At 43.7% G+C, this 24,102-nt stretch carries 19 protein-coding genes and 1 tRNA gene; 11 read left to right on the top strand and 9 right to left on the bottom strand.

Annotated elements, in window-relative coordinates:
* Nucleotides 1-250: 250 nt before the first annotated feature.
* From B158_RS0104025 to B158_RS0104055, 7 genes are all read left to right on the top strand, one after another.
* Nucleotides 251-1,489: an efflux RND transporter periplasmic adaptor subunit gene (locus tag B158_RS0104025; RefSeq protein ID WP_018624071.1), complete on the top strand. Its 1,239-nt coding sequence runs from the start codon at nt 251-253 to the stop codon at nt 1,487-1,489.
* A complete protein-coding gene (locus tag B158_RS0104030; protein ID WP_018624072.1) occupies nt 1,486-4,590 on the top strand; it encodes an efflux RND transporter permease subunit in 3,105 nt (1,034 codons plus the stop codon). Before B158_RS0104025 ends, B158_RS0104030 begins: the two co-directional genes overlap by 4 nt.
* A gap of 260 nt (nt 4,591-4,850) precedes the next feature.
* A complete protein-coding gene (locus B158_RS0104035) occupies nt 4,851-5,246 on the top strand; it encodes a hypothetical protein (RefSeq protein WP_018624073.1) in 396 nt (131 codons plus the stop codon).
* 1 nt (nt 5,247) lies between these two features.
* Nucleotides 5,248-5,790, top strand: coding sequence for a GTP-binding protein (locus B158_RS0104040; RefSeq protein WP_018624074.1), 543 nt, complete (start codon nt 5,248-5,250; stop codon nt 5,788-5,790).
* A complete protein-coding gene (locus tag B158_RS0104045) occupies nt 5,787-6,161 on the top strand; it encodes a roadblock/LC7 domain-containing protein (protein ID WP_018624075.1) in 375 nt (124 codons plus the stop codon). The genes B158_RS0104040 and B158_RS0104045 overlap by 4 nt, the downstream gene beginning before the upstream one ends.
* A gap of 56 nt (nt 6,162-6,217) precedes the next feature.
* On the top strand, nt 6,218-6,577 hold the full coding sequence (locus tag B158_RS0104050; protein ID WP_018624076.1) for a hypothetical protein: 360 nt from the start codon (nt 6,218-6,220) through the stop codon (nt 6,575-6,577).
* A gap of 136 nt (nt 6,578-6,713) precedes the next feature.
* On the top strand, nt 6,714-7,403 hold the full coding sequence (locus B158_RS0104055; protein WP_018624077.1) for a Crp/Fnr family transcriptional regulator: 690 nt from the start codon (nt 6,714-6,716) through the stop codon (nt 7,401-7,403).
* Between the two features lie 401 nt (nt 7,404-7,804).
* Here the strand turns inward: B158_RS0104055 and B158_RS0104065 are convergent, their stop codons facing one another.
* A complete protein-coding gene (locus B158_RS0104065; protein WP_018624079.1) occupies nt 7,805-8,617 on the bottom strand; it encodes a hypothetical protein in 813 nt (270 codons plus the stop codon).
* Nucleotides 8,618-8,875: 258 nt separating this feature from the next.
* On the opposite strand from B158_RS0104065, the gene B158_RS0104070 reads away from it, so the two are divergent.
* On the top strand, nt 8,876-11,131 hold the full coding sequence (locus B158_RS0104070) for an EAL domain-containing protein (protein WP_018624080.1): 2,256 nt from the start codon (nt 8,876-8,878) through the stop codon (nt 11,129-11,131).
* 185 nt (nt 11,132-11,316) lie between these two features.
* Here B158_RS0104070 and B158_RS0104075 read toward each other — a convergent pair whose 3' ends face one another.
* Complete coding sequence (locus B158_RS0104075) at nt 11,317-13,140, bottom strand: right-handed parallel beta-helix repeat-containing protein (protein ID WP_018624081.1); 1,824 nt, start codon at nt 13,138-13,140, stop codon at nt 11,317-11,319.
* Between the two features lie 395 nt (nt 13,141-13,535).
* Here B158_RS0104075 and B158_RS0104080 point away from each other — a divergent pair, with 395 nt between their 5' ends.
* On the top strand, nt 13,536-15,113 hold the full coding sequence (locus tag B158_RS0104080; protein WP_018624082.1) for a protein-glutamine glutaminase family protein: 1,578 nt from the start codon (nt 13,536-13,538) through the stop codon (nt 15,111-15,113).
* Nucleotides 15,114-15,244: 131 nt separating this feature from the next.
* Entirely contained in the window at nt 15,245-15,475 is a 231-nt protein-coding gene (locus B158_RS0104085; RefSeq protein WP_018624083.1) for a ChaB family protein, read from the top strand.
* Nucleotides 15,476-15,560: 85 nt separating this feature from the next.
* Here the strand turns inward: B158_RS0104085 and B158_RS0104090 are convergent, their stop codons facing one another.
* From B158_RS0104090 to rpsU, 6 genes are all read right to left on the bottom strand, one after another.
* The gene (locus B158_RS0104090; protein ID WP_018624084.1) at nt 15,561-16,262 is read right to left on the bottom strand and encodes a hypothetical protein; all 702 of its coding nucleotides are present in this window, start codon (nt 16,260-16,262) and stop codon (nt 15,561-15,563) included.
* A 938-nt stretch (nt 16,263-17,200) separates the two neighbouring features.
* Nucleotides 17,201-17,277 (bottom strand) — tRNA-Ile (locus B158_RS0104100).
* A 124-nt stretch (nt 17,278-17,401) separates the two neighbouring features.
* Complete coding sequence (gene rpoD / locus B158_RS0104105; RefSeq protein ID WP_018624086.1) at nt 17,402-19,249, bottom strand: RNA polymerase sigma factor RpoD; 1,848 nt, start codon at nt 19,247-19,249, stop codon at nt 17,402-17,404.
* Nucleotides 19,250-19,365: 116 nt separating this feature from the next.
* Complete coding sequence (gene dnaG / locus B158_RS0104110) at nt 19,366-21,141, bottom strand: DNA primase (RefSeq protein ID WP_018624087.1); 1,776 nt, start codon at nt 21,139-21,141, stop codon at nt 19,366-19,368.
* 493 nt (nt 21,142-21,634) lie between these two features.
* Nucleotides 21,635-22,081: a GatB/YqeY domain-containing protein gene (locus tag B158_RS0104115; protein WP_018624088.1), complete on the bottom strand. Its 447-nt coding sequence runs from the start codon at nt 22,079-22,081 to the stop codon at nt 21,635-21,637.
* 72 nt (nt 22,082-22,153) lie between these two features.
* On the bottom strand, nt 22,154-22,369 hold the full coding sequence (gene rpsU, locus B158_RS0104120; protein ID WP_018624089.1) for a 30S ribosomal protein S21: 216 nt from the start codon (nt 22,367-22,369) through the stop codon (nt 22,154-22,156).
* Between the two features lie 298 nt (nt 22,370-22,667).
* On the opposite strand from rpsU, the gene tsaD reads away from it, so the two are divergent.
* A complete protein-coding gene (gene tsaD, locus B158_RS0104125; protein WP_018624090.1) occupies nt 22,668-23,690 on the top strand; it encodes a tRNA (adenosine(37)-N6)-threonylcarbamoyltransferase complex transferase subunit TsaD in 1,023 nt (340 codons plus the stop codon).
* A 58-nt stretch (nt 23,691-23,748) separates the two neighbouring features.
* On the opposite strand, the gene B158_RS0104130 is transcribed toward tsaD, so the two are convergent.
* Nucleotides 23,749-24,090, bottom strand: coding sequence for a hypothetical protein (locus tag B158_RS0104130; protein ID WP_018624091.1), 342 nt, complete (start codon nt 24,088-24,090; stop codon nt 23,749-23,751).
* Between the last annotated feature and the right edge of the window lie 12 nt (nt 24,091-24,102).

Consider the following 24,102-nt stretch of genomic DNA (forward strand, 5'->3'; position numbering starts at 1 on the left):
TGTGTTGAGACCATAGCCTGACTCTCCTGCATGCATAATACTCTATAGATAGTAAATTTGGAGAGCTTTCTTAATATCCTGTTACAATTATTGTTTCAAGGCTCGCATCAAGTCCTCATCTATGCAGTAAAATTAGCGCCTTGAGTTTGATAAAGCCCTTTGCCAGCCTAAGTGTTTCACATTTTATTCATAAGTGAGTCCTATAGTAGGCTGAGCTAATATCGCAATATTCTTTGGAATTTGAAGCCTTATGTCCGAGCAGAAACCTTCTAACCGTAAAGCCAGCAACAAAAAAGTATGGCTGAAATCTATCTTGCCGCTATTAATCATAGTGATAGCTATAGTTGTTACCTACCGTATGGTGAACACTAAGCCTGTGGCATTTAACCGTCCTGACATAGAGCAGGTTGAAGTGGTTGATGTGGAAGCGCTGAAGCTGGTAGACCATCAGATTTTCGTGGATTCGTATGGCACCATCGAACCGACCACGTCAGGCAATTTGGTTGCGCAGGTCTCAGGTATCGTTACCTGGGTGGCGCCAAACTTTGAGAGCGGTCGAGCCTTTGATAAAGGTGATGCTCTTGTTCGTGTTGACAGTCGTGACTATGAGATTGAAGTGACCATTGCGCAGGCTGAAGTCGCCACTGCGCAACTGGCATTGAATGAGGAAATTGCTCGCTCGGAGCAGGCTTTTAGAGATTGGAAAAAGATTAATCCAAATCGTGAAGCGACTGACCTGGTGTTGAGAAAACCGCAACTGGCTTCTGCTCAGGCAAAACTCGCTGCCGCGGAGGCTCGACTACAGAAAGCCCAATTAAACTTAAGTCGTACCCAGATCAATGCCCCTTATGATGGCTACATCGTTGAAAAGTTGACTGATCTTGGTCAGTTAATCAGTTCCAATACCCCTGTTGCCAGTATTTTTGCCAGTGACTCATTAGAAGTACGCTTACCAGTACCAAGTAACCGTGTTCGATTCTTACAGCTTGATAACAGTCAGGACAAGCCTAAGGTTCGTTTAGTCGCAGACTTTGCCGGTGAACAAAAAGTATGGCTTGCTGAACTGGATCGAACTGATAGCGTGATTGATAACGCTACCCGTCAGTGGTTCGTGACTGCTAAATTACCAGGTTCAATTCTTAAAGAAGAAGCCTATTTGAAAGCGGGCCAGTTTGTAAGCGCACAAATCGAGGGTCGCTTGCTGGAAAATATATTTGTTATTCCTTCCAAGTTAATTTCACAAAATAACGAAGTCTTTATTTTTAGCGAAGGACATTTGCATAGGCAGAAGGTGTCCGTGATCTGGAAAGGTAACGACCAAAGTGTGATTGAGCCAGAAAAGTCAGGAGAACTTGTTCGTGAGGGCAGCCTGCTGGTGAGCAATGTTTTGAGCTTCGTGGCGGATGGAGCAAAAGCCAGAGTTCGAGGAGAGGCCGTAAAGAAAGAGCCTGAAGCCGATTTAAATAAAGTTCAGGAGGCTAAACTATGATCGCATGGTTTGCTCGTAATCCTGTTGCGGCTAACCTGTTGATGGTGGTGATTTTAGTCGCTGGATTTTTCACTATTTCTAAGCGCGTTCCAATCGAAACCTTCCCAACTACCGAATTACAGTTCATTAATGTAGTCGTGCCATTTCGTGGTGCTACTCCGGAAGAAGTTGAGCAGACCATTTCGACCAGGGTTGAGGAGGCCATTTATGATCTGGATGGAATCAAGCAATTAACTTCGACATCATCTGAGAATGTGTCCCGAGTAACCATTGAAGTTGAAGAAGATTATGATGTTAAAGAGTTATTGGATGAAATCAAAAGCCGAGTAGGTGCTCTGAATACCCTGCCTCTTGAAGCAGAACGCCCAATTATTCAGCAGGTAGAGCGACGTCGTGAAACTATCAGCGTTGTGGTTAGCGGGAATCTTCCTGAAAAGGAGTTGCGCCAATATTCTGAGATTATTCAGGAAGAATTGTCTTCAATTCCCGGGCTGACCCAAATTGAAACTTCAGGTGCGCGTGCCTTTGAGATTGCTATTGAAGTAAACCAGAGTCTGTTGAATGAGTACGGCCTGACATTACAGGATATTGCCAATGCGATTAACAGCCGCTCACTGGATTTATCAGCGGGGCAGGTCAAGTCTGAGCGCGGTGAAATATTACTGAGGCTTAAAGCCCAGTCTTATACTCAGGAACAATTTGAGCAGGTACCAATCCTGACCCGTGAGGACGGCACTATCTTGATGCTAAAAGATTTGGCAGTAATTAAAGATGGTTTCGAAGAAGAAAGTTTAAATACTCGTTTTGATGGCAAGCCATCAATTGAGTTGGAGATTTATCGTACTGGAGATCAAAGTGCGATAGAAGTTGCCCAGCGGGTAAAAGATTATGTTGCTGCCAAGAAGTCCGATCTTCCGGCAGGTGTAGATTTATCGATATGGCGTGATCGCTCTAAAAGTGTGAATGCTCGATTGAACACTCTAATCAGCAGTGCTGTGCAGGGTGGTTTGCTGGTCATCCTGTTGTTAGCACTTTTCTTACGACCCAGCATCGCGATGTGGGTTAGTTTTGGAATACCGATTGCTTTTGCCGGTGGTATGGCGCTGATGCCAGAGATGGGCGTGACCGTTAACCTGATCAGTTTGTTTGCCTTTATTCTGGTGCTGGGGATCGTGGTCGATGATGCGATTGTTACTGGTGAGAATATTTACAACCATCTTAATCGAGGGGCCAGTCCACTTGATGCTGCGATCAATGGAACCAAGGAAGTCGCAGTGCCTGTGACCTTTGGTGTGATTACCACCATGGCCGCGTTTGTACCCTTAAGCTTCATTGGAGGTGGTTGGGGAACCTTCTACTCCTCAATTCCGTTAATTGTTATTCCAGTTCTAATTTTTTCATTGGTCGAGTCCAAGCTGATATTACCAGCGCACATTGGCCATATGAAAAAGCTAAACGCCAAGAACGACAACAAGCTGGTGCAGTATCAACAGAAGTTTGCCAAAGGTTTTGAAGACTTTGTCATGAGGTTTTATAAGCCTGCACTTAAATTTGCGCTGGCTCATTGGCAACTGACACTGGCGATTTTCCTGGCATTTGCGTTATTAATTTGGGCCGCAGTGAGTAGTGGTCTAACACGCTTTATTTTCTTCCCGCGGATTCAATCTGAAATTGCACGCGCCACATTAGTGATGCCGGAAGGAACGCCATTTGAATTGACTGACAGTTATGTAGAGCGCATGACCGAAGCTGCACTGGAGCTGAAAGATAAGTATCGTGAAGAAGACGGCAGCAGCATTGTCGAGCATATTTTCTCGGTCAGTGGTTATGGTGGCGGTGGTGGAGCCGTCAGTTCAAGCAATGGTCTGGTCATGTTTGAGATTACCGCACCAGAAGAACGCGAAAGTGATATCACCAGTGCCGAACTGGTCAATGAATGGCGCAAGCTGATTGGTCCTTTACCGGGTGTGGAGAGTCTCACTTTCCGAGCTGAAATAGGTCGTAACCGAGATCCGATTGATGTCCAGTTACGTGGCTCCAATATTCAACGACTAAGTGGCGCTGCCATGGAAGTGAAGGAAATGCTTGGCGATATCAGCGGTGTATTTGATATTTCCGATAGTTTCTCCAAAGGCAAGCAGGAAATTCAGTTCAGTCTCAAACCTCAGGCAGAGACTCTAGGTTTGACCCTGAGCGACTTGGCACGTCAGGTTCGAAGCTCCTATTTTGGCGTAGAAGTGCAACGTGTTCAGCGTGGTCGTGAAGACGTTCGTGTGATGTTACGTCTGGCTAAAGAAGAACGTAGTACCCTTGATGGACTCAATAGTCTGCTCATCCAGACACCATCGGGCGCTAAAGTACCGCTTGAGCAATTGGCGGAGCTGTCCTACGGCAACAGTCCATCGAGTATTACGCGTATTAATCGTCAACGGACTTTAAATATCACTGCAGATGTGCAAAAAGAAACTGCCGATATCGAAGCGATTAAGCGTCGAATTCATCAGGAAACTACGGAGATTCTTGAGCGTTATCCTGGGGTTTCGTATTCCTTGGAAGGTGAAGCGCGTGAACAGGAAGAATCGACCAGTCGCTTAACCACCAGTTTGATGTTTGTGCTTTTCGCGATTTATATTTTGCTAGCCATTCCATTTAAGTCTTATGTGCAGCCGTTCATTGTTATGTCAGTGATTCCATTCGGCGCCTGTATGGCAATTGTTGGGCACTGGATCATGGGTATGTCGCTGAGCGTGATGAGTCTGATGGGAATGCTGGCGTTAACCGGTGTGGTGGTGAATGACAGTCTGGTGCTGGTCGATTATATCAATCAGCAGCGACGAAAGCATGGTGAAAGTCTGCTTGATGCAGTACTGCATGCCGGTGTCCGACGTCTGCGTCCGGTGATGCTGACCTCATTGACCACCTTTGCTGGATTGATGCCGTTGATTTTCGAAAAATCGACTCAGGCTCAATTCTTGATCCCAATGGGTGTGTCGCTTGGCTTTGGTATTTTGTTCTCAACCTTGATTACGCTGGTGCTGGTGCCGTTGCTTTACTACAAATCAGCGCAGGTTAAGCAATACTTTAAGCGTAAAATGGCTTAACTCCCTTCTGCTATAGGCTGGCTCTAAAGTGTGTATATTTTAGAGCCAGAACTAACCTATTTATTCACCTCCAAAAAATAGCTTGCATCTATCTTGGAATTATCCAAATCTATCAAAAAAATAAAGTTAATAGTTTTCACGCATCCTTCACAAAAAAGGTGACATAGTTCACAAACTTTTCTGGACCACTCAAAAACGGACAATTTGAAGCTGGCCTGGTCGTCGATTTGTAGAACTTTTTATCGCTATGTGAGGCGAAGATGTCATCAGTCAAAGATTACATGTGGAACACTTTATGTATGCCAGATTTACACCCTGAACTAAAGGGTATGGCTTATAAGCTCGATTATTGGCCCGATTTTGGGCGAGTTACTTATAAACACAGCTTTATTGATCTGTGTGCTTTGTTATCAACTCAATACGTCAGTTATCAGCAATTAAAAAGTTTTAGTGGTTGCTCTGATGAAACTATCAGCCACTTACTTAACACGCTAAAAACATCAAATCTACTTAGCACAAAGCCAGTAACGAATGACAGAGTGCCTGGTACCAACCCATTCTCTTTAGCCGGATATAAAGAAAAATTGATGAGTTTTCTCCGTTCTGCCTATGGCAGAAATGAACAAAGCAGTGCGGAATTGGTTAGAGGGGCTTGAGATGTATCGAAAGTTAGTTGTTATCGGTGATGTTGGCGCCGGAAAAAGTACTTTGATTCGTACATTAAGCGAAATAGAAACAGTTGATACCGATGTGACATCGAGTAAGAACATAGGTAAACCGCTAACCACCGTAGGTATTGATTATGGACGTATCACCCTGGGAGAAGGCGATGCTATAGGTCTATACGGAGTCCCTGGTCAGAAACGTTATTCATTCATCTGGGATATGGTCAAGGAAGATATCTGGGCTTGTATTTTGCTAGTAAAAGCTGAGCATTTACGAGCACCGGACAAACTTATTGATTTGATTAATGTCTTCATCAATGACAAAGAATATTGCCCACTGGCTATTGGTGTCACGCATACTGATATAAAGGCCATCAATCAGGTAGTGATACAGAAAGTGCTACAGGAGAAAGGTGTTAATGCTCCTGTGTTCTCAGTCGATGCGCGAAAAAAACAAAGCTCCTTATTATTACTGCATACCTTGTTAAGCATGCATAACGCAAATGATTTTTCGAAAAGAGAAAATATGGCATGAAGAAAGAAGAAATAAACAAATTGTTTGAGGGACTGCTAAATAAATATTTTGACTTGAAAATGGTATCGCTCTGCACCAGTGATGGATTTGGAATACTGCATCAATCTCGCTTAGATGATGAAGTTGAATTAGATAGAGTGTCTGCGATTACAAGCTCCTTGGTGTCTCTAGGAAATGCCAGCTCTAAACAAATTATTGGTGGAAACTTACATTCAACAATAGTTGAAACTGATAACGGAAATCTGCTGATAAAAAAATTAAAGCTCGCCGAAAAAGAATTAGTTTTATCAATAGTAACCAGTAAGAAAATGTTACTGGGTGAAGCTAATTACCTTATTACTATGTGCGCGAAAAATATCGCGCTCATGTAACACGAAAACATTGCTCTTATTATTTTTTAACTCTCTAAATTTATGAGGAAATTTAAATGTCGAACATTAAAGAATCGTTAAATGCATTGATGGAAATTGATGGTGCTTTAGGTACAGCACTTGTAGATTATGAATCAGGAATGGTTTTGGGCACTGAAGGTGGGGGTGTTGACTTAGAGCTGGCTGGCGCCGGAAATACCGAAGTTGTAAAAGCAAAAATGGCAACTATGGATTCTTTAGGCATTGATGGCGGAATTGAAGATATTTTGATTACTTTGGAAAAGCAGTTGCATATCATCAGACCAACTACAAACCCATCCGGATTATTTATTTATCTGGTATTGGATAAAGCAAAAGCTAACCTGGCTCTTGCACGACGTAAAGTACAGGGTATAGAAGCTAGTTTAGAAATTTAAGTTACCGTAATTGTTATAAAAACCGATGGCTAGGATAGCTATCGGTTTTTTTGCTTATGCTATTTGTACCATACTAGTAAAGTTAACTTAGCAGGCGTAACATACTCCAAGCCCGTAGCAAAAGTTTGGGGCAGTTATGGAACGTCTTATAGAGCAAACTCCAAATCAAATCTTCTCGTCTTTACCTGCCGCTTTACAGCGCCGGTTGATGACCAGCATGAAACAGTCCCAGCTCCCGGCTGGGAAAATACTTTTCGAATCTCAGGAAGCCATCAATTATCTTTACTTCCCCATGGGTTGCGTCATTAATTTGATCTTCGAGCTGGATGATGGCGATGAAATACAGGTAGCTTGCCTGGGGGCAGAGGATATTTGTGGTGGTGCGCTTATTTCAGGAAGCAAAAAGTCCCAGCTGAGAGCTGAGGTACTGCATGCAGGCACAGCTCTATTAATGCCGGCCAAAGAAGCCTTGTACTGGTTTCATAACGAGCGAGAGTTTCGGGTGCCCATATTAAAATCATGTTCCAGAATTGAACATCAAATAATGACCAAAGTCGCCTGTAATCGGTTCCATACTATTCAGCAGCAGCTGTGCTTCTGGTTGCTAGAAGTATCAGACAAGATTCAAAACAAAGTCATTGATGTGACCCACGAGCATATTGCTGGGCTTTTAGGCGTCAGGAGGGAGGGAATTTCAGAAGCTGCCCATAAGCTGCAGCTACAGGGATTTATCGATTACAAACGTGGCCACATAAAGATTCTTAATAGAAAACAGCTTGAACAGCTCAGTTGTGAGTGCTATCACAACCTCTATTCCTCAGGTTAACGCTCATAAAATAAAACGCCTCGAACTTTGAATTCGAAGCGTTGAACGTTTGAACTATGCTTTGACGGGATTATTTCTTGCCGCTGCGGCTAGGAGCACCTTTAGCTGCATTTTGTTTTGGTGCAGCTTGTTTTGGGGCGCTTTTGCTAGCTGGAGCTTGCTTCGCTTTATTACTCATAGGATTCTCCTTAAAGGTCATGAGTTACCAGCCCAACACCATGTTGAAACTGATGGGTATAATGTGTTCTCAATTGCATCAATTATCTGTGCGCTAGCGTACACAAGGTGATTAATTTTTAGTGTTAGGGAGTGTACAGAATTCAAGTTCTGGGGAGAGCTGAGCACCGGTCAGTACTCAGCCTTGCTTTCACAATTAGAGGTGGTTAAAAAGCTAGTTTAGTTTAAGGCCATGGGTAGTAGCCGTAGGCTTGTTCAATGTACATGGCTAGTGGTTCAATTGGACCACTTTGGCTATAACCTCCAAAAACATCTTCGTATTTAATGCTAATGGAGTAATCAACAAAACCGTCTGGCATTTGATGAGACTCAAGTTCAATTCCCACCGCGTTAAACATATGGGCATCAGACATTGGGAATGGAGCAGGCAGGTAGATGGTTCTTTGGCCATAGCCGTGCCAGTTGGTAACCAGTTTGAATCCTTCTCCCTCCAACCCTGACTTGGCTCGCTTGAACAGCTGAATCGTCAAATTCTTACCATCGAGAACGATAGTCTCCTGGTCGACTAGAACATCAGGTGTGACATCTTCCAGAAAGCCGTGAGCATCGTAGATTGGTTGCCCATGACTCATATTGACGTCATCCAGCACTCCTTCAAACTCAACAACGTTCAGAGAGACATAAATATCTTCATTAGAAGCTAATGGCTCAGGAGTCATAACTTCAACATACACCTTACGATAAATCCATGCATCTTCAACAATTGCTCTATAGGAGCCGTTGGTATATTTGAAGTTGCTTGCCTTAAAGTTAGTGGCGTTTTCAAAAATAATCTCAAGCTCGTCAATTTTCATCATGGGGTCATAATAAGAATTTGAGGCTTTGATTTTGATTTTCTTGGCGTTGCTTAAATCCAGACCTGGATAGGTTACATTTGAACCCCCTGCAGGATAGGGCGCTTCAAAGTAGTAATCTTCAGCTTGGGTGGTGGTAGAAAATAAAGTTATTACAATAAGAAAAGCAATAATTGCTTTCATGGTTTTCTCCTTCAATTATTTGAATAATTTGTCCTGAATTGTGAAAGCCAGAGAATGCTATCACGATAGGAATAGGAAGAGTAATAAAGAAATGTGTATAAAGTTATCCAAATGAGATAGTCAAAAAATGATAAATAATAGGTAATTTGAATTGAACATGCTTAGAATGCCAGTCCCGTTTATGGGGATTTACATTCAATTGCAGAGTTGCATTGCTTAAATGTCACCCATGTGGTACAAAAAAAGACAGGGATATAAATGGAATGCATATTGGATAACTGCTTTAAGAAAAAGCTTCTAATCTTGTTGGCTTGTTTTCTTCCGACAGCTCAGGGCAGTCAGGGAGCTGAGCTAGTTGACACATCCGTTAACCCTAAACATATAATTTATGTAGGCTCTGAATATTACCCACCACTTGAATCCATATCTGACGGCGAACCACCTAAAGGTTTTATAACTGACTTGCAAAATGCAATGGCTTATTCTGCCGGAGCTACCATTGAAGTCAAACTTATGAATTGGGACAGTGCTTTGCGTTCTGTGCAGGATGGTAGCGCTGATGCTATTGCTCTTATACCCTCAAAAGATCGCAGCCAGTATTTTGATTTTACTGAGCCATTTTATTATGTGGCACATGGACTATTCACTCATAGCGGCAATAATGAGCCGTTAACACTTACCGACATGAGGGGGAAAAAAGTAGCTATCGTTAACGGTGCTTATGCAGAAACAGCATTAGAAAGCTCTGATTATGATCTAGAGCTGGTTGTGACCGATACAGAACTAGAGTGTCTAAAAAGTGTTGCAAATGAGGAGGTTCATGCCTGTATTGAAGTGATAGTCACTTCAAAAAAGCTTGCGGATAATTATGGTCTAGATATTAAGTTGTCCAGCTCACCTTTTTGGCCAAGACCCTACGCGTTTGGGGTTAAGAAGGGTAACACTAAACTTCAGGAAGAGTTGCAGGATCAATTAGCGAAAATAGTTGTTGATGGGACTTACAGCGAGATTTATCAAAAATGGGAGTCTCAACTCGAATGGAAGCCACAAAGCTTTTGGAAAAGTCTTAGCCAACTATCTTGGTTAATGGCAGGCCTTGTCGTAATACTAAGTATAGTTTTCTTTATCAATAACTTGCTGCGAAGAAAAGTTAATCATAAAACTGCACAGTTAGAGAGGGAATTAAAAAGTAGTCGAGAGCTTCATAAAAAGTTTGCTTTTAATGCAACACATGACAGCACCACAAAGCTATTAAACCGTAAGGCACTATTTGACCTTCTAGATGATAAAATAACATACACTTTTATCAATCATACACAGCTTTTTGTTATTGCCATCAGGATTACCAATATCGTTTCAATTATCAGTGTTTTTGGATACCGTAAAGCGATTGATATTGTTGTCAGCGTTGCAAAAAAGCTTGCGAGCTTTGACCAAACTCTTTCTGCACACTTTGGTGATGGCGTTTTTGTTGTATCCACCGATAATCAGCAATGCGTTGATGACATTATTCAAATCTTAAGTGACCATTCTGACCTGGACTCTAATCAAATCTACCCAGTACCAGTAATTGGTGTCTATGATTTTTTAATAAATGCTGATGAAAAGCTTCCCAGATCATCAGAGCTGGTTAGAAAGTCAATTACCGCAATGAATTATGCGGAGCGAAAGAGAATTCAAGTTGCTGATTATAATCCGGATATTGAACCTGATAGTAGAAACTTAAAATTACTCAGTGATTTTTATAAGGTCGGCTGTGACCAGTTTGTTTTGCATTACCAACCACAAATAGATGTAAAGACTGAAACCATTACCCATGTTGAAGCATTAATCAGATGGCAGCATCCAGCACTTGGAATGGTTTCACCCTATCTTTTTATTCCCCTACTTGAAGAGTCAGGCAATATCAAAAAAGTGACAAGATGGGTCATTAAAGAAGTTATCAGCTTCATTAATAGTCACAAGCCACAAACCGATAACGTTAAATTTAGTGTCAATATTACAACTAGAGATTTGGTTGATGATTCATTTGTTGAGTTTGTACGAGACGTTGTCGAAGATTTAGTAACCAATAGCTTAATTTTCGAAGTTACTGAAAGCGAACTATTAGAGGAAAAAGAGAAAGCAAAGTGGGTTATGCTTGAGTTGGAGTCTATGGGGATAAGCTGCGCAGCCGATGACTTTGGTTCTGGCTATTCCTCATTATCTTACTTGAACGACTTATCAGTGGACGAAGTTAAACTGGATAGAAGCTTTATCGCTTCGCTGCATAAAAATGAGCGTACATTTAAGATTGTCAGTTCAACTATTGAATTAGCGCATGCTCTGGGGTTAGTGGTGGTTGCAGAAGGTGTCGAAGACCTTAAAACCTATCAAGTGTTATCAGATTTAAACTGTGATCGTATTCAGGGCTATTTAATTTCAAAACCTGTTTCTGGCAAGGATATTTTGCCTATGTTGCGTTCTACTTCTAATTTTAGAAGCAATGAGCGGAAACTTTCTAACTTATCCTGATACATCATTATTGATGTCACCACTAGACGATGAGATTGAAAATAAAACTTAAATATCTTCAGTATAGGAAATAAATACAAATTAGAGCTTTAAGATTATTATTCTGTAAAAAACCGATGGCTAAACTCTAGGCATCGGTTTTTGTGTTAGCAAGCTACAGTACTATACTGGATTACCGTGAAGCTTTAATTTTGTTTAGCTACATTTCCTCTTGGATTACATCCAACGGTTCTTAGCTCGAGCTCTCGCTCGAAACTAACTTCTGCGATTTCACCATTTAAAATCAACGAGGTGTCTCCACAGCTAGCACCGGTCTCTCGACCAGAAAATTTAACCAACATATCGAAATAGCCGTCTTCATTCACATCGGCTGTGGTAATGACTGAACCTTGCGCATCTCCAAGTTGGAGCGAGTCTATATTAATTGTTGAAACATCGTTTGTTCCCGAACCCAGAAATACTCCAAGCAAAGGTTTGGCGCTTTTCAGGTTAAGTACCCAGGCATTCAGGCTATAAAACTCCAATGGCTCCGCTTCTGGCTCTAATGGAGGAACGACTGAACAGGCCGATAGTTCTGAACTGCCATCAGGTGTGGTGACCGTGCTGGTAATGAAGCGACCTTCGGGAATAATATTTAATCCTGGCGTTGTAAAGAGGTTGCTACCTGAGTTATCACTAATGTCGCTGCCACAAAATAAGTTGAATTCGGCCTGCGAAACGTCTGATGGACAGGCCGTGGATACTGAAAGGCAGTAGGTTAGCTCGGTATTAGCAAATTCTGAATCGTTAAACTCGGCTTTGAACAGTTGAGCTCCATTCAGGTTTTCAACGCTGATGGTCGGAGGGTTGGGTATCCCGTCAGGGCTGACTTGGTTTATGATGCCATCACTCATGACATCAATTGCTAACCCTGCGTTACCGACAAGCATGTTCCTTTCAACGGTACTACCCGGCAATGTTGTAGCAATGCCAGCGTTGCCATTATTCATCAGCTGATTGGAGAGAACCTGTGCGCCCTGGCTGCCTTCAAGGTAGATACCATTTACATTGTGACCATTGCTCGAGTTGCCCGTATACAAGTTGTTTGTGCCGTCTATCGACCAAATGCCGTGGCCTGCAACGCCTGAAATAGAGATGGCACCGTTTCCAGTTGCCCCATCATAGTCACCAATACGGTTGTTAATGATGCTTGAGTCTGAAACTTGTTGAAGATAAAAGCCGGCACGAAAACCATGACTGGTGTTGTCATCAATCAAGACGGTTGCCCTAATTACTGTGATTCCCGTGCTGGAATATCCTGGCGCAGCAGAGCCGGATTTGTCATAACCTATAATATTTTTACGTATAACGGTGCCTGTGTTTTGGATATTGGGATCGAGTGGGGCGTATGGTGCTACACTGATGGCACCGAATGAGTTACTTCGATAGATTCGGTTACCTTCTATAAGGTTTCCATCGCCAACAGATTGGATCCCTGAACCGTCGCGTATCACATTTCCCGTGAAGGACTGATTGTCGGCTTGAAGAATCAGGTTCCTAAACTCTGCAAATTCTATGCCTGAAATCACTGAACCATCGCCATAAAAGCGAAAGTTTTCATTTATTCCGCTGATAATAACATCACCGCCGCCAATGATATGGAGTGGGTGCTGAAAGCTGATGGAGCTGACTTCTATGGTGCCACTAACCCCTGTGAGATCTATGGTGTCGAGAGCGGGAGTTTGCTCTGCTTCCACAACTGCCGCGAGAAAAGTGCATACTCCTGAAAAGGTTAAGCATTCACCATCGCCTATCGTTCCAGAAAATTCACTCTCATTGCTTGTAGAATTGACGACAAAGGTCGCAGCGGTCACCAAGGGCGGGGACAGGAGTATTAGTAGAACCACTATTGAGATAAATACCTTTACAGGTATAAAAAATGACTGATTTAAAAATTGTTTTTGATAACAAAAAGAGTTTGCTATCTGTTGAATACGCTGACTTTCTTGCTTTTGAAACTTCTTAAGCATTACGACCTCCTAAATCCATTTAAGGCAAATCAGTATACATAATGCACAAATGCATCGCAAATTAGCGGTTTGGAGATTCGAGGGTTTGGAGAGTACTAGAAAAAGACGTCAATGAGTCCTAGGAAAAACACTGCTTAGTACCAGGTTCTGTCTGACATGTTTTTATGTAAACATAGTTTGGCATCATATTAGTTCAGAACAAATTTGCTCGATTCCTGATCGTTACTTCAAGGCTCCGTTTATTCAGCATGGTAATAGTGGTTACTTTAAAGTGGAGCTGGAAAATCTTCCAAAGGTGGTTATTTGCAAAACAAGCATTCACTGATTAGTATGACTTGAATAATACGAAGAAATATAGCCTGACAGGCTTTATGGATAATTATTCAGGACACAACATGAAAACTAAATACCTTCTAGCTCTTCTTCTGGCTTTGCCATTCTACGCACACGCGACCTCCGTCATTTATTCTGAGGAATTGCAGTTCGACAGTTGCAGTACACCCAAAGAGGTTCCTATTGTTTACTGTAAAAAAGACGAAGAAACAGCGATCATTCAGATTGATGAAAGAAGTAAACTAATAGGCATTGTCCTTGGTAACATTTCTCCAAAACCATTTTCTGTTAAGCCCTTATCAGAAGATGGCACAACAAAATATTTCAATGTCCTCAGTGAGAAAATCTATGAAGATGTTGACGTTCCTGAATATGAGACGCCCATAACAATATTAAAGAGCCTAGTAGAGCAGACTAATAGTCTCAGCAAGAATATTGTTTCCGCAAAGCAATACCAGCCTGAGATAGTCAGTGAACTGACTGCATTAAAAGAGCTGCTTGTTGATAATGCTCGAAAATTCGGGGGGGAGGTTGCCGGGCCAAGGGAACCTATGTTTTTGCTCTCGAAGGGAAAGGGTTATCAAGAATGCGAAGAACTGACACCCGGCACCTGTCCTTTTATGTCCTGTGGTGACAACCATTATCTTTTATTTGATCGCGATAAAAAGCTCTTCCTGCCTATAAGCTACACTCGAAACAGTAAGGGAGAAGCAAAATTCACTAAAAATGACCCGGAGGCCATGAAGGTTTGGGGTTTGAATACAACTTTTATACGTTATAACGAGGAGTTTAAGCATTCTCGTCTTACTAATGCACGCAAGGTTCCTGAAAATCTACAGAATAATGTCACCGCCTACTTCACTTTTCAGGATCCAGACTTCAGCGAATATCTTAAGGACATCATTCCACAGTGCCCATCAAGCTTCAAAGATGACATCATCTCTCTGGGCGTTCAGACTAATGAAGAGCGCTCAGCAATAGCGTATGTTCACCTGGTTGAGAAAGTAAACGGTAATATCACCAGCCAGTACATAAACAAGGCATTCCTACCGGTCGGCATTCGTCTCAATAGGAATTCATATTTCACCCACGAAGCCTTGAAAGAAATGTCCAAATTTGAACCGGGATCCGTTAAGGCTATATCTGCAAACAAGGCTAAAACGCTTTTCATGAAAGCTAAAGCAATGAAAAATATGGCTTGGTCACAACCTCAAGATGGTGCATTTGCACGTACTGAGCTAATGGTGGATATGTTTGAAAAGGAGGGCGTCATCGCTGATAAGGCTTGGGCTTCCGGTTACCTCAAAAGTAAAATAAATAAAAATCCATGGACTTATCATGTTGCACCTATCGTCTATGTTAAAGGAAACAATGGAAACGTTGATGAAATGATCATTGATCCTCTTATCGCTGATCAGCCAGTAACAATCGCTCAATGGTTGTCATTAATGGGCATTACTAACCCAGATACCGTATATAGTGTCGGATTTCCCGTGTCGTTAGATGCCAAAGATGTAGGAATGATTTCATTTGCTATCACCAATCGTGACGCATTCCACCCGATAGTTGTAAAGAGTATGTCCAAAGAAGAACGAATTAAAGAAGCCCACAGAGTACTGGCTAACCTGGAGAAAGGGTAATCACGCAGTCCATAATAGCTTGCGGGTACCGTCGAACAGTTAAGCGCGTAAGACTAAGGGGTTAGAGTGTCTAATAGCTGGAGTTTATTCATATAGGTTCTCTGGCCCCATAATTCTAAAAGGAGTTTGAAATGCCTTACCAATCGAATGACGAACTACCCGATAGCGTCCGGAATAACCTGCCCAAGCATGCCCAGGAGATTTACCGAAAAGCCTTTAACTCTGCTTGGGAAGAATACAAGAACCCCGAGGATCGCAGGGGGGACGACAGCCGCGAAGAAGTTGCCCACAAAGTCGCCTGGTCAGCCGTGAAGAAAGAGTATCATAAGGAAGATGGGAAATGGGTAAGGGATGAATATTAAAAATTGTATGGTCAGTTATTATTAACGCCGCCAGCAGGGGCAGACAAAACGCTCAGCGGTTTGGCTGTCCCTCTGGCTGGCTTTGTTATGGCTGTTTCTCAAGGATCTGGCAGTATTTAACAGGTTCCTTTAGCTGAATATAGTATGTGTCATCTTCAGATATCGGCTCTACCGTACAAGCTTGAAAGTGTATCCGATATTCCCTTTCTGGCGCATAAAGGCTAGGCTTTTGAGACCACCTCATGCGATCTAATCTGTTTTTATTGGGCTTAGTGGGGTAGTGTTCAAATTTGTCGTAGTTGACCTTTGCTGATTCCAAGCAAGGTGGATTTACCTTTAGCTTCTCGTCGAGTTGTATGGCGATTGCCAAATCCTTTAGTAAAAGGACTGGACAATCTAGCTTTACAATATAGGAGCCAAATTTATACAACTCAGGATCAGGCTTACCATTTTTTGGCAGGGAAAAACAATATATGAAATGGGACTTTTCAAATGTGGCAGCATGAATATTTTCAGTGCCGGGGACTGAAATCAATTGTTTATTTTCTAAATCAACAACTATGGATTCGCCTGGAGCAGCGACCTCACCATACCCTTCTGTTCGATCTATTCTTTCAGAATCTTCAATAGATTTGTAGTACTCAAGAGTCTGGAATCTTATTCTCCCAGAACAGAACTCTTCCGCGTATTCTCTTTTTGAAAATGCTCGATACAAAGGTACAGGGATATTCCCATAGATATAAAGCCGATGCCGATGCTTCCATACATCAAAAAAGCTTTGCCTCATACGTTTTCCCTTCGACCGCTTACTCATTACTAGGTCTTACTCCTCTGGCCATAACGCCCGGCTCACCGGGTAAATTTTTGATGGCGGCCTTAGGCACAAAGGGTGACAGCGGAAATTTATCCGGTGCAGCCGCTTGTTAAGGTTTCTACTGACGGAACAATGGCAGACATAAAATGATCGCGAGCGAACATATTCCAAAAAGGAATGTAAGCGCACCAGCCCATGACAGAGCTTTGGCCTTCCTATACGCATGGCGCTTGCTCAAAAAACTTCCCGCGAATAGCCAAATCCCTGCTCCCATATAGATAGTACTTAGCACTCTTGCCTCTGTGCCATAGAAGGTAACCAATGTTCCAATTGGTGGGTTACCCCTACCAATTAACGTACAACTGGCTTGAATGAGTGCGTACGCTCCATACGCAAACAAAGCGCCCGCCAGAATAAGGCCAAGAAATATCATTTGTACTTTTTCATATCTCGGCCGGAATTCCATATCAATGCTCATTTCTGGGGTCTTCACCTTAACATTATATTACCGGACATCACCGATAACCTATTGATTTAAAATAATTTATTTTTAATGTCCGTTTTTACGGCTAATACCATATAAAACCGGACATTCCTGTTCTGGTATCTCTTTTTATATTAAGTTTACAGACACCATGGTCAACGACCTACAGACCTTATAGTAATTAGCTCTTTTGTAATTGCAATGCTTTTTAGTATGCAGCTAAACCCGACAAACAGGACAAGAAGTTTCTGGTTTAACTTTTTACGGCTTGTTCGAAATTATCTGTGTTCAAATAAGTTCTGCTAACAAACCTAGAAGGGGCGTCTGTATTGTTTAAGTAAAAGGGTTTAGCGGGTACGAAAACAAGTTTTACTGATTCTGGTATTGAGTAAATGTGAGAGAGGGGGTAAAGAATTTTGAGGAAAAATGGTGGGCCTTCCCAGACTTGAACTGGGGACCTACCGATTATGAGTCGGGTGCTCTAACCAACTGAGCTAAAGGCCCATTTTTCCATGTGTAGTGAATCAGGCGGTGCCTAATTGTTCTACAAATTGAGGATGTGTTTCTTGAAAAAGAACGCGCAGGAGTTTACGAGAAATCTCCTGCGCTTGCAATATTTTAGCTCTTATTATTCGTCAAGATAAGTGCGAAGCTTTTCCGAACGGCTTGGGTGGCGTAGTTTACGCAGTGCCTTGGCTTCGATCTGACGAATACGCTCACGGGTTACGTCAAACTGTTTGCCGACTTCTTCCAGAGTGTGGTCTGTGTTCATGTCGATACCGAAACGCATACGCAAGACTTTCGCTTCACGTGCCGTTAGGCCAGCCAGAATCTCATCAGTGACTTCTTTCAAGCTTTCGCCTGTTGCTGCGTCGACTGGTGAGTCAATGGTGGTGTCTTCGATGAAATCACCTAAATGCGAATCTTCGTCATCACCAATTGGTGTTTCCATGGAGATTGGCTCTTTGGCAATCTTCAGCACTTTGCGGATTTTGTCTTCCGGCATTTCCATGCGCTCTGCCAATTCTTCAGGCTGTGGCTCACGGCCCATTTCCTGTAGCATCTGGCGAGAAATACGGTTCAACTTGTTGATGGTTTCAATCATATGAACCGGAATACGGATGGTGCGCGCCTGGTCAGCAATCGAACGTGTGATTGCCTGACGAATCCACCAGGTTGCGTAAGTCGAAAACTTATAACCACGACGGTATTCGAACTTGTCGACCGCTTTCATCAAACCGATGTTACCTTCCTGAATCAGATCCAGGAACTGTAGGCCACGATTGGTGTATTTCTTGGCGATAGAGATAACCAGACGTAAGTTGGCCTCGACCATCTCTTTCTTGGCGCGACGGGCTTTAGCTTCACCAATCGACATTTCGCGGTTGGCTTCTTTAATTTCCATTACGCTCAAGCTACAGCTTTCTTCGATCAATTGAAGTTTACGCTGTGCTTTTAGAATCTCTTCGGCGTGTTCGGCCAAAGGCTCTGAGTATTTGCTTTTCTTTTTAACGTGTTGCTCGATCCAGGTTGGATCGGCTTCTGAACCTGAGAAGGTTGAGATAAAGGTTTTACGCGGCATACGCGCGCCGTTTACAGCAAGCATCATAATGTAACGCTCTTGCTCACGGATACCGTCCATTTTCTCACGCAGGTTGGTTACCAGCAGGTCAAACATTCTTGGCGCCAGACGAAGCTGCATAAACAACTCTTTCATGGCGTCCAGCTGCTTGATCGCTGATTTGTGCGTGCGGCCATATTTCTCAACGGCTTTAACGGTTTTGTCGTATTGCTTTTTCAGTTCTGCAAAACGCGCAGCTGCTTCTTCTGGATCCGGGCCAGTATCGACTTCGGTTTCATCTTCGTCGTCATCATCGTCATCCACGTCATCGTCATTATCCAGCTCTTCGCTGGCGTTGGCGATTTGCGCAGCTTCAGATTCTTCCTGTACGAATTCTGCTTCTTCACCGTCAGTGAAACCCGTTACGATTTCGGTTAGACGAACCTGCTCATCTTCGTACAGAGCGAATTCTTCAAGGAGGATACGGATGGTGTCAGGATAGTTGGCGATTGCGCCTAGAACCTGGCGGATGCCTTCTTCGATGCGTTTTGCGATATCAATCTCGCCTTCGCGAGTCAGTAGCTCGACGCTACCCATTTCGCGCATATACATACGAACCGGGTCGGTAGTACGACCGAATTCGCTGTCTACGCTTGCCAATGCAGCAGCAGCCTCTTCAGCAGCTTCTTCATCGGTTACCGATTCGTCATTCATCAACAGTTCATCAGCATCAGGAGTTGTTTCGTACACCTGAATGCCCATGTCATTGATCATGCGAATAATGTCTTCGATTTGCTCGGGATCAACGATATCCGGTGGTAAGTGGTCATTCACTTCGGCATAAGTGAGGTAACCTTGTTCTTTACCGCGAGCGATAAGTAACTTTAATTGTGACTGTTGCGAATTCTCTGACATCTAGAATAACCTTTGTAGGGCTCGCAAGACATTTTGCGAGTCAAAAACCAAGCGACGGCTTGCGCATAGCGAACCGCTAATTATACAGAATTTGCCCCAGCTACAGCAAGCGCTAGTTATTTGGCGCTATTGCCGTTGGAGCCTTGTTTGGCCAGCAATAGTAATTGCCGGTATTCAGACTTTTCCTGATTGGTTAGACCGTGCTCTGCCGCTTTCTGTTGCAAATAATCGACCCGAATTTTACGGGCATGCAATAACAGGCGATTCACACAGTCCTGTAATTCCTGCTGTTCCTGACCCTGTATGCGCTCTTCGCGCTCGGTCATGGCTAAACTGGCCAGGCGATCATACAACTTTGGATTGTCCCGCCAGTTCTCAAGCAGCAAACTAGTATTGATCTTGGGGGTTTTATGAATAATTTCAAGTAATTGGTGCAAAAGTTTTGAGCCTTTATCCGGCAAAGTCAGCAGCCAGTCGTAATTTTTGAGGCTCAGGGCAAGGCTTGGCTGCTGTAATAGCAGGGTAATCGCCAGTTGCAGGGTTTTATTGGTTTTAGTGCTTTGAGGCTTGCTCTGAGTGGGTTTGCGAGCAGGTTGCGATTGAGTTGGGGCCTCAATAATGGCCGCCAGCTTGCTTTCCGACAGCTTTGCCTTTTCGGCCAGGGCGCTACTGAAAAACTCGTGATAAATAGGATCGGTGATTTTATCGAGATACGGCTTGGCTAGATGAACCAGCTGGCCGCGGCCTGATACTGAGGCTAAATCCACCTGAGATGACAAATGCTCCAGAATAAACTCGAATAACGGCGTTGCTTTACCGATCATTTCCTCAAACTGCTCTTTGCCCACTTTGCGAACCATGGAGTCGGGATCCTCCCCATCAGGCAGGAACATCAGGCGAATCTCACGGCCCTCGCGCATTTGCGGCAAGCCATGCTCGATGGCACGCAGTGCAGCATCGCGCCCGGCGCGGTCGCCATCAAAACACAGTATTAGTTCGCGGGTAGTGCGGAAAAGCTGTTGTAAATGACTGGACGTTGTGGCCGTTCCCAGAGTTGCCACTGCATAATTGATACCGAACTGAGCCAGCGCCACCACATCCATGTAGCCTTCGACAATCAGTAAGCGACTCAGTTTCCGGTTAGCCTGGCGTGCCTGATACAGGCCATAGAGCTCATTACTTTTATGGAAAATTGGCGTTTCCGGAGAGTTCAGGTATTTGGGCTCGCCTTGACCCATAACCCGTCCACCGAATGCGATCACACGTCCGCGCTTATCTTTGATCGGAAACATAATGCGATCACGAAAGCGGTCATACAGCGAACTGTCCTTGCGAATCATGAGTCCGCACTCAACCAGTTGCTGTTGTAATTTTTTATCCTGTTGCAGCTTGGGGAAGATGGCCTCCAGATTGCGCCACTCACCGGGCACATAGCCAATCGCAAACTGTTTGGCGATTTCGCCGCTTAAACCACGGCCTTTAAGATACTCTATGGCGCTTTTATTGGATTTTAGCTGCTGTTGATAGTAGTTAGCGGCTTTTTCCATGATGTCGTATAAAGAGGTGTCCACTTTGGGAGCATTGGATACCGTCTCTTCACGCGGTACTTCCATGCCCATCATGGCAGCCAGTTCTTCAACCGCATCCGGAAACTCCAGGCGGTCGTACTCCATTAAAAAGCCAATCGCATTACCATGAAGGCCACAACCGAAGCAGTGATAAAACTGCTTATCCTGGCTGACTGTAAAAGAAGGCGTTTTCTCACCGTGGAAGGGGCAGCAAGCCTTGTAGTTGGCACCCGCTTTTTTTAATGGCACACGCGAATCAATCAGGTCGACAATATCAACCCGAGCTAATAATTCGTGAATAAAGTGTTGCGGGATAAGGCCCATTGAGTACTTATAATTAGGTAAGGCTTAATTGGGCAATCATAGCAGAGCTACCGGTTTTTACATAGTCTGTGGATTGGATTAGTTCTTTGGTTGAGATGGTGGATTGGCATGGGGTGGTCATTGGCAACACCACCACTTATTGCTGTGGCGAGGTATTATTAATGTTCATGTCCCCTAAAGGGGCTTCCTTCGGTCGTTTGGACGAGCAAAAAACGAACCAAAAAACTCGCCCCAAAAAGTTAGACGCTTCGCGCTCCCCTCACTTCTCAAAATTACTTTACGTGCCGCAAAACGAAACTTCCTTGTTTCGAATTTGCTAAATTGGGCTGTCCTGCCCAATTTACACTATAATTTTGAGCAATGAGGCTAACTTTTAACGGGGTATTGGGTGCCAACTGCAAGTGTTGTCAGTTTAAAGTGGCTTACTTATTTGTCAAAAAGGTACAGGTGCCATGGTATGGCGAAGTTTTATAAGGATTAGCGGGGTTGTAAACTAACCTAGACGGCTTTTAATTTTTCCGCTGACCTGGCCCATATCGGCACGGCCTTGTAATTGAGGCTTTAGAATGCCCATTACTTTGCCCATGTCTTTGATGGATTCTGCGCCAGTGCTGCTGATGGCTTGCTCAATGAGTTCGGCAATTTCGTCATCAGTTAGTGGCTTTGGAAGGAATTCCTGAAGGACTTCGATTTCCGCATATTCAACGTCGGCCAGTTCTTGACGGCCTGCGTCTTCATATTGCTTGATCGATTCGCGACGTTGCTTGACCATTTTATCAAGAATGGCAAGAATCGCGGTATCATCTAACTCGCTTCGAGTATCGACTTCAACTTGTTTGATAGCAGATAGGATTAAACGGATAGTCGACAGGCGGGCCTTATCTTTGGCACGCATGGCATCTTTCATGGCTTCTTTAATTCGATCGTTTAGAGCAGACATGGTCAATCCTTACTAAGCTAATAGAATTTGGGCTCTTCTTTCGATGGTTCTAGAGAAAAGCCCAAACAACTATTAATACAAGCGAGTGCGACGAGCGTTTTCGCGAGCTACTTTTTTCGCTGCACGTTTTACTGCCGCAGCTTTTTCGCGCTTACGAACAGATGTTGGCTTCTCGTAGTATTCACGCTTACGAACTTCAGCCAAAATACCTGCTTTCTCGCACGAACGCTTGAAGCGACGTAATGCAACGTCAAATGGCTCGTTTTCTTTAACTCTTACGCTTGGCATTAAAAATCACCTAACCTTAAAATGTATGTTTATTAAAAAGTAAATAAAATCAGTACGTTACAATTGGTGAAACGAGAGAATCACCAAGAGGGCGCAAATTTTAATCATTTTTTGATCAAAAAGCAAAGATAAACCCATGAAATATTGATTTTAGCCGGTTTTGGCCTGTGATTTGTCGGGAACTCGCTAATTGGCGCAAACTCCATTAAAATTGCCTGCAACTTTTGTCGGCTCATTCTGTTGCTCGATTCTTCGGGCAGCACTATACCAGCCGGACAGCGTAAAAAGGCTTATATTGATGAAAATTCTTGGTATTGAAACTTCCTGCGATGAAACCGGAATTGCTATTTACGATAGCGAGCAGGGCATCATTGCGGATGCATTATTCAGCCAGATTAAGCTGCATGCTGAGTACGGTGGTGTGGTGCCTGAGTTGGCGTCGCGTGATCATGTGCGCAAAACCATTCCATTGATAAAGAAAGTCATGGCAGAGTCTGGCTGCACGCCAGCTGACATTGATGCTATCGCCTACACTAAAGGCCCGGGTTTAATTGGTGCGCTGTTTGTTGGAGTCGGCATTGGTCGCAGTCTGGCTTATGCCTGGGATGTCCCGGCGATTGGCGTGCATCATATGGAAGGGCACTTGTTAGCACCGATGCTGGAGGACGATAAGCCAGAGTTCCCGTTTGTTGCCTTGCTGGTTTCCGGTGGTCACTCAATGCTGGTGGATGTTCAGAGTTTGGGCCATTACACCATTCTGGGCGAATCAATTGATGATGCAGCTGGTGAGGCGTTTGATAAAACCGCCAAGATTATGGGGCTCGGTTATCCGGGTGGACCGGCGCTTGCTAAGTTGGCTGAAAAAGGTCGACCAGGCATATATAAGTTACCGAGACCGATGACCGATCGACCTGGTTTAGACTTTAGTTTCAGTGGTCTGAAAACTGCGGTAGCTAACCTGTATCGTGATTCAGACAAGACAGAACAGGATCTGGCGGATATTGCCTACGCCTTTCAGGAAGCCGTTGTCGACACCATTTATATTAAGTGTCGTCGTGCGCTAGAACAAACTGGTTATCAGTCCTTGGTTGTTGCAGGCGGAGTAAGTGCTAACATTTCATTACGCGAGAAGCTTACCAGTTTGCTGGAGAGTAAAGGTGGTAAAGCCTATTACCCCAGGCTTCAATTCTGTACAGATAATGGTGCCATGATTGCTTATGCAGGCTATTGCCGCTACCAGCAGATCATCAGCCAGCAAGGGCAATTTGAGGAACCTGCTGTTCGTGCGCAGCCGCGCTGGCCAATTGCGGACTTAGGGTAGCTCGAAATATGATGGGTTACGGCTGTCTAACGCTTGTACCGTCTTCAACGTTTCAAACTTAAATCCCGCCCCAGGCTCGTAATTTTCTGGGGTCATGTCTTCTCTGATTATGCGATAACTCTAGAACTTGCTCTGCGCTTAAACCATCCAATGGGTTACTGGTTGGCAGCAGGCTAAATTCTTTCTGGGTTTGGTAAGTGTGTAGTGCCTGCTTAATGGCTTGATCAAACTGCTTTAGGCGAGTGTCATCCACTTGCGCTCTAACCTCTTTCAGGGTTTTATTAAATGCTTGTGGGTCGGTAGTATCCAGACGTGGTTTCTGGCTGTTTTGCTGACAGCCACCAATAATTCCAACACACATCAATATGCTAACCAGTAAAGGCAATACTTTTCCTTTCATCCTTTTTTCTCC

This window comes from Kangiella aquimarina DSM 16071 (assembly GCF_000374105.1).
Lineage (GTDB): Bacteria > Pseudomonadota > Gammaproteobacteria > Enterobacterales > Kangiellaceae > Kangiella > Kangiella aquimarina.

What these genes read in the sequence shown, in the direction of transcription:
- B158_RS0104065 (WP_018624079.1), bottom strand. Translation starts at nt 8,617, where the DNA reads ATGAAAGCAATTATTGCTTTTCTTATTGTAATAACTTTATTTTCTACC.
- B158_RS0104055 (WP_018624077.1), top strand. Translation starts at nt 6,714, where the DNA reads ATGGAACGTCTTATAGAGCAAACTCCAAATCAAATCTTCTCGTCTTTA.
- B158_RS0104085 (WP_018624083.1), top strand. Translation starts at nt 15,245, where the DNA reads ATGCCTTACCAATCGAATGACGAACTACCCGATAGCGTCCGGAATAAC.
- B158_RS0104075 (WP_018624081.1), bottom strand. Translation starts at nt 13,140, where the DNA reads ATGCTTAAGAAGTTTCAAAAGCAAGAAAGTCAGCGTATTCAACAGATA.
- B158_RS0104070 (WP_018624080.1), top strand. Translation starts at nt 8,876, where the DNA reads ATGGAATGCATATTGGATAACTGCTTTAAGAAAAAGCTTCTAATCTTG.
- B158_RS0104045 (WP_018624075.1), top strand. Translation starts at nt 5,787, where the DNA reads ATGAAGAAAGAAGAAATAAACAAATTGTTTGAGGGACTGCTAAATAAA.
- B158_RS0104080 (WP_018624082.1), top strand. Translation starts at nt 13,536, where the DNA reads ATGAAAACTAAATACCTTCTAGCTCTTCTTCTGGCTTTGCCATTCTAC.
- B158_RS0104035 (WP_018624073.1), top strand. Translation starts at nt 4,851, where the DNA reads ATGTCATCAGTCAAAGATTACATGTGGAACACTTTATGTATGCCAGAT.
- B158_RS0104025 (WP_018624071.1), top strand. Translation starts at nt 251, where the DNA reads ATGTCCGAGCAGAAACCTTCTAACCGTAAAGCCAGCAACAAAAAAGTA.
- B158_RS0104050 (WP_018624076.1), top strand. Translation starts at nt 6,218, where the DNA reads ATGTCGAACATTAAAGAATCGTTAAATGCATTGATGGAAATTGATGGT.
- rpsU (WP_018624089.1), bottom strand. Translation starts at nt 22,369, where the DNA reads ATGCCAAGCGTAAGAGTTAAAGAAAACGAGCCATTTGACGTTGCATTA.
- B158_RS0104040 (WP_018624074.1), top strand. Translation starts at nt 5,248, where the DNA reads ATGTATCGAAAGTTAGTTGTTATCGGTGATGTTGGCGCCGGAAAAAGT.
- rpoD (WP_018624086.1), bottom strand. Translation starts at nt 19,249, where the DNA reads ATGTCAGAGAATTCGCAACAGTCACAATTAAAGTTACTTATCGCTCGC.
- B158_RS0104130 (WP_018624091.1), bottom strand. Translation starts at nt 24,090, where the DNA reads ATGAAAGGAAAAGTATTGCCTTTACTGGTTAGCATATTGATGTGTGTT.
- tsaD (WP_018624090.1), top strand. Translation starts at nt 22,668, where the DNA reads ATGAAAATTCTTGGTATTGAAACTTCCTGCGATGAAACCGGAATTGCT.
- B158_RS0104030 (WP_018624072.1), top strand. Translation starts at nt 1,486, where the DNA reads ATGATCGCATGGTTTGCTCGTAATCCTGTTGCGGCTAACCTGTTGATG.
- B158_RS0104090 (WP_018624084.1), bottom strand. Translation starts at nt 16,262, where the DNA reads ATGAGGCAAAGCTTTTTTGATGTATGGAAGCATCGGCATCGGCTTTAT.
- B158_RS0104115 (WP_018624088.1), bottom strand. Translation starts at nt 22,081, where the DNA reads ATGTCTGCTCTAAACGATCGAATTAAAGAAGCCATGAAAGATGCCATG.
- dnaG (WP_018624087.1), bottom strand. Translation starts at nt 21,141, where the DNA reads ATGGGCCTTATCCCGCAACACTTTATTCACGAATTATTAGCTCGGGTT.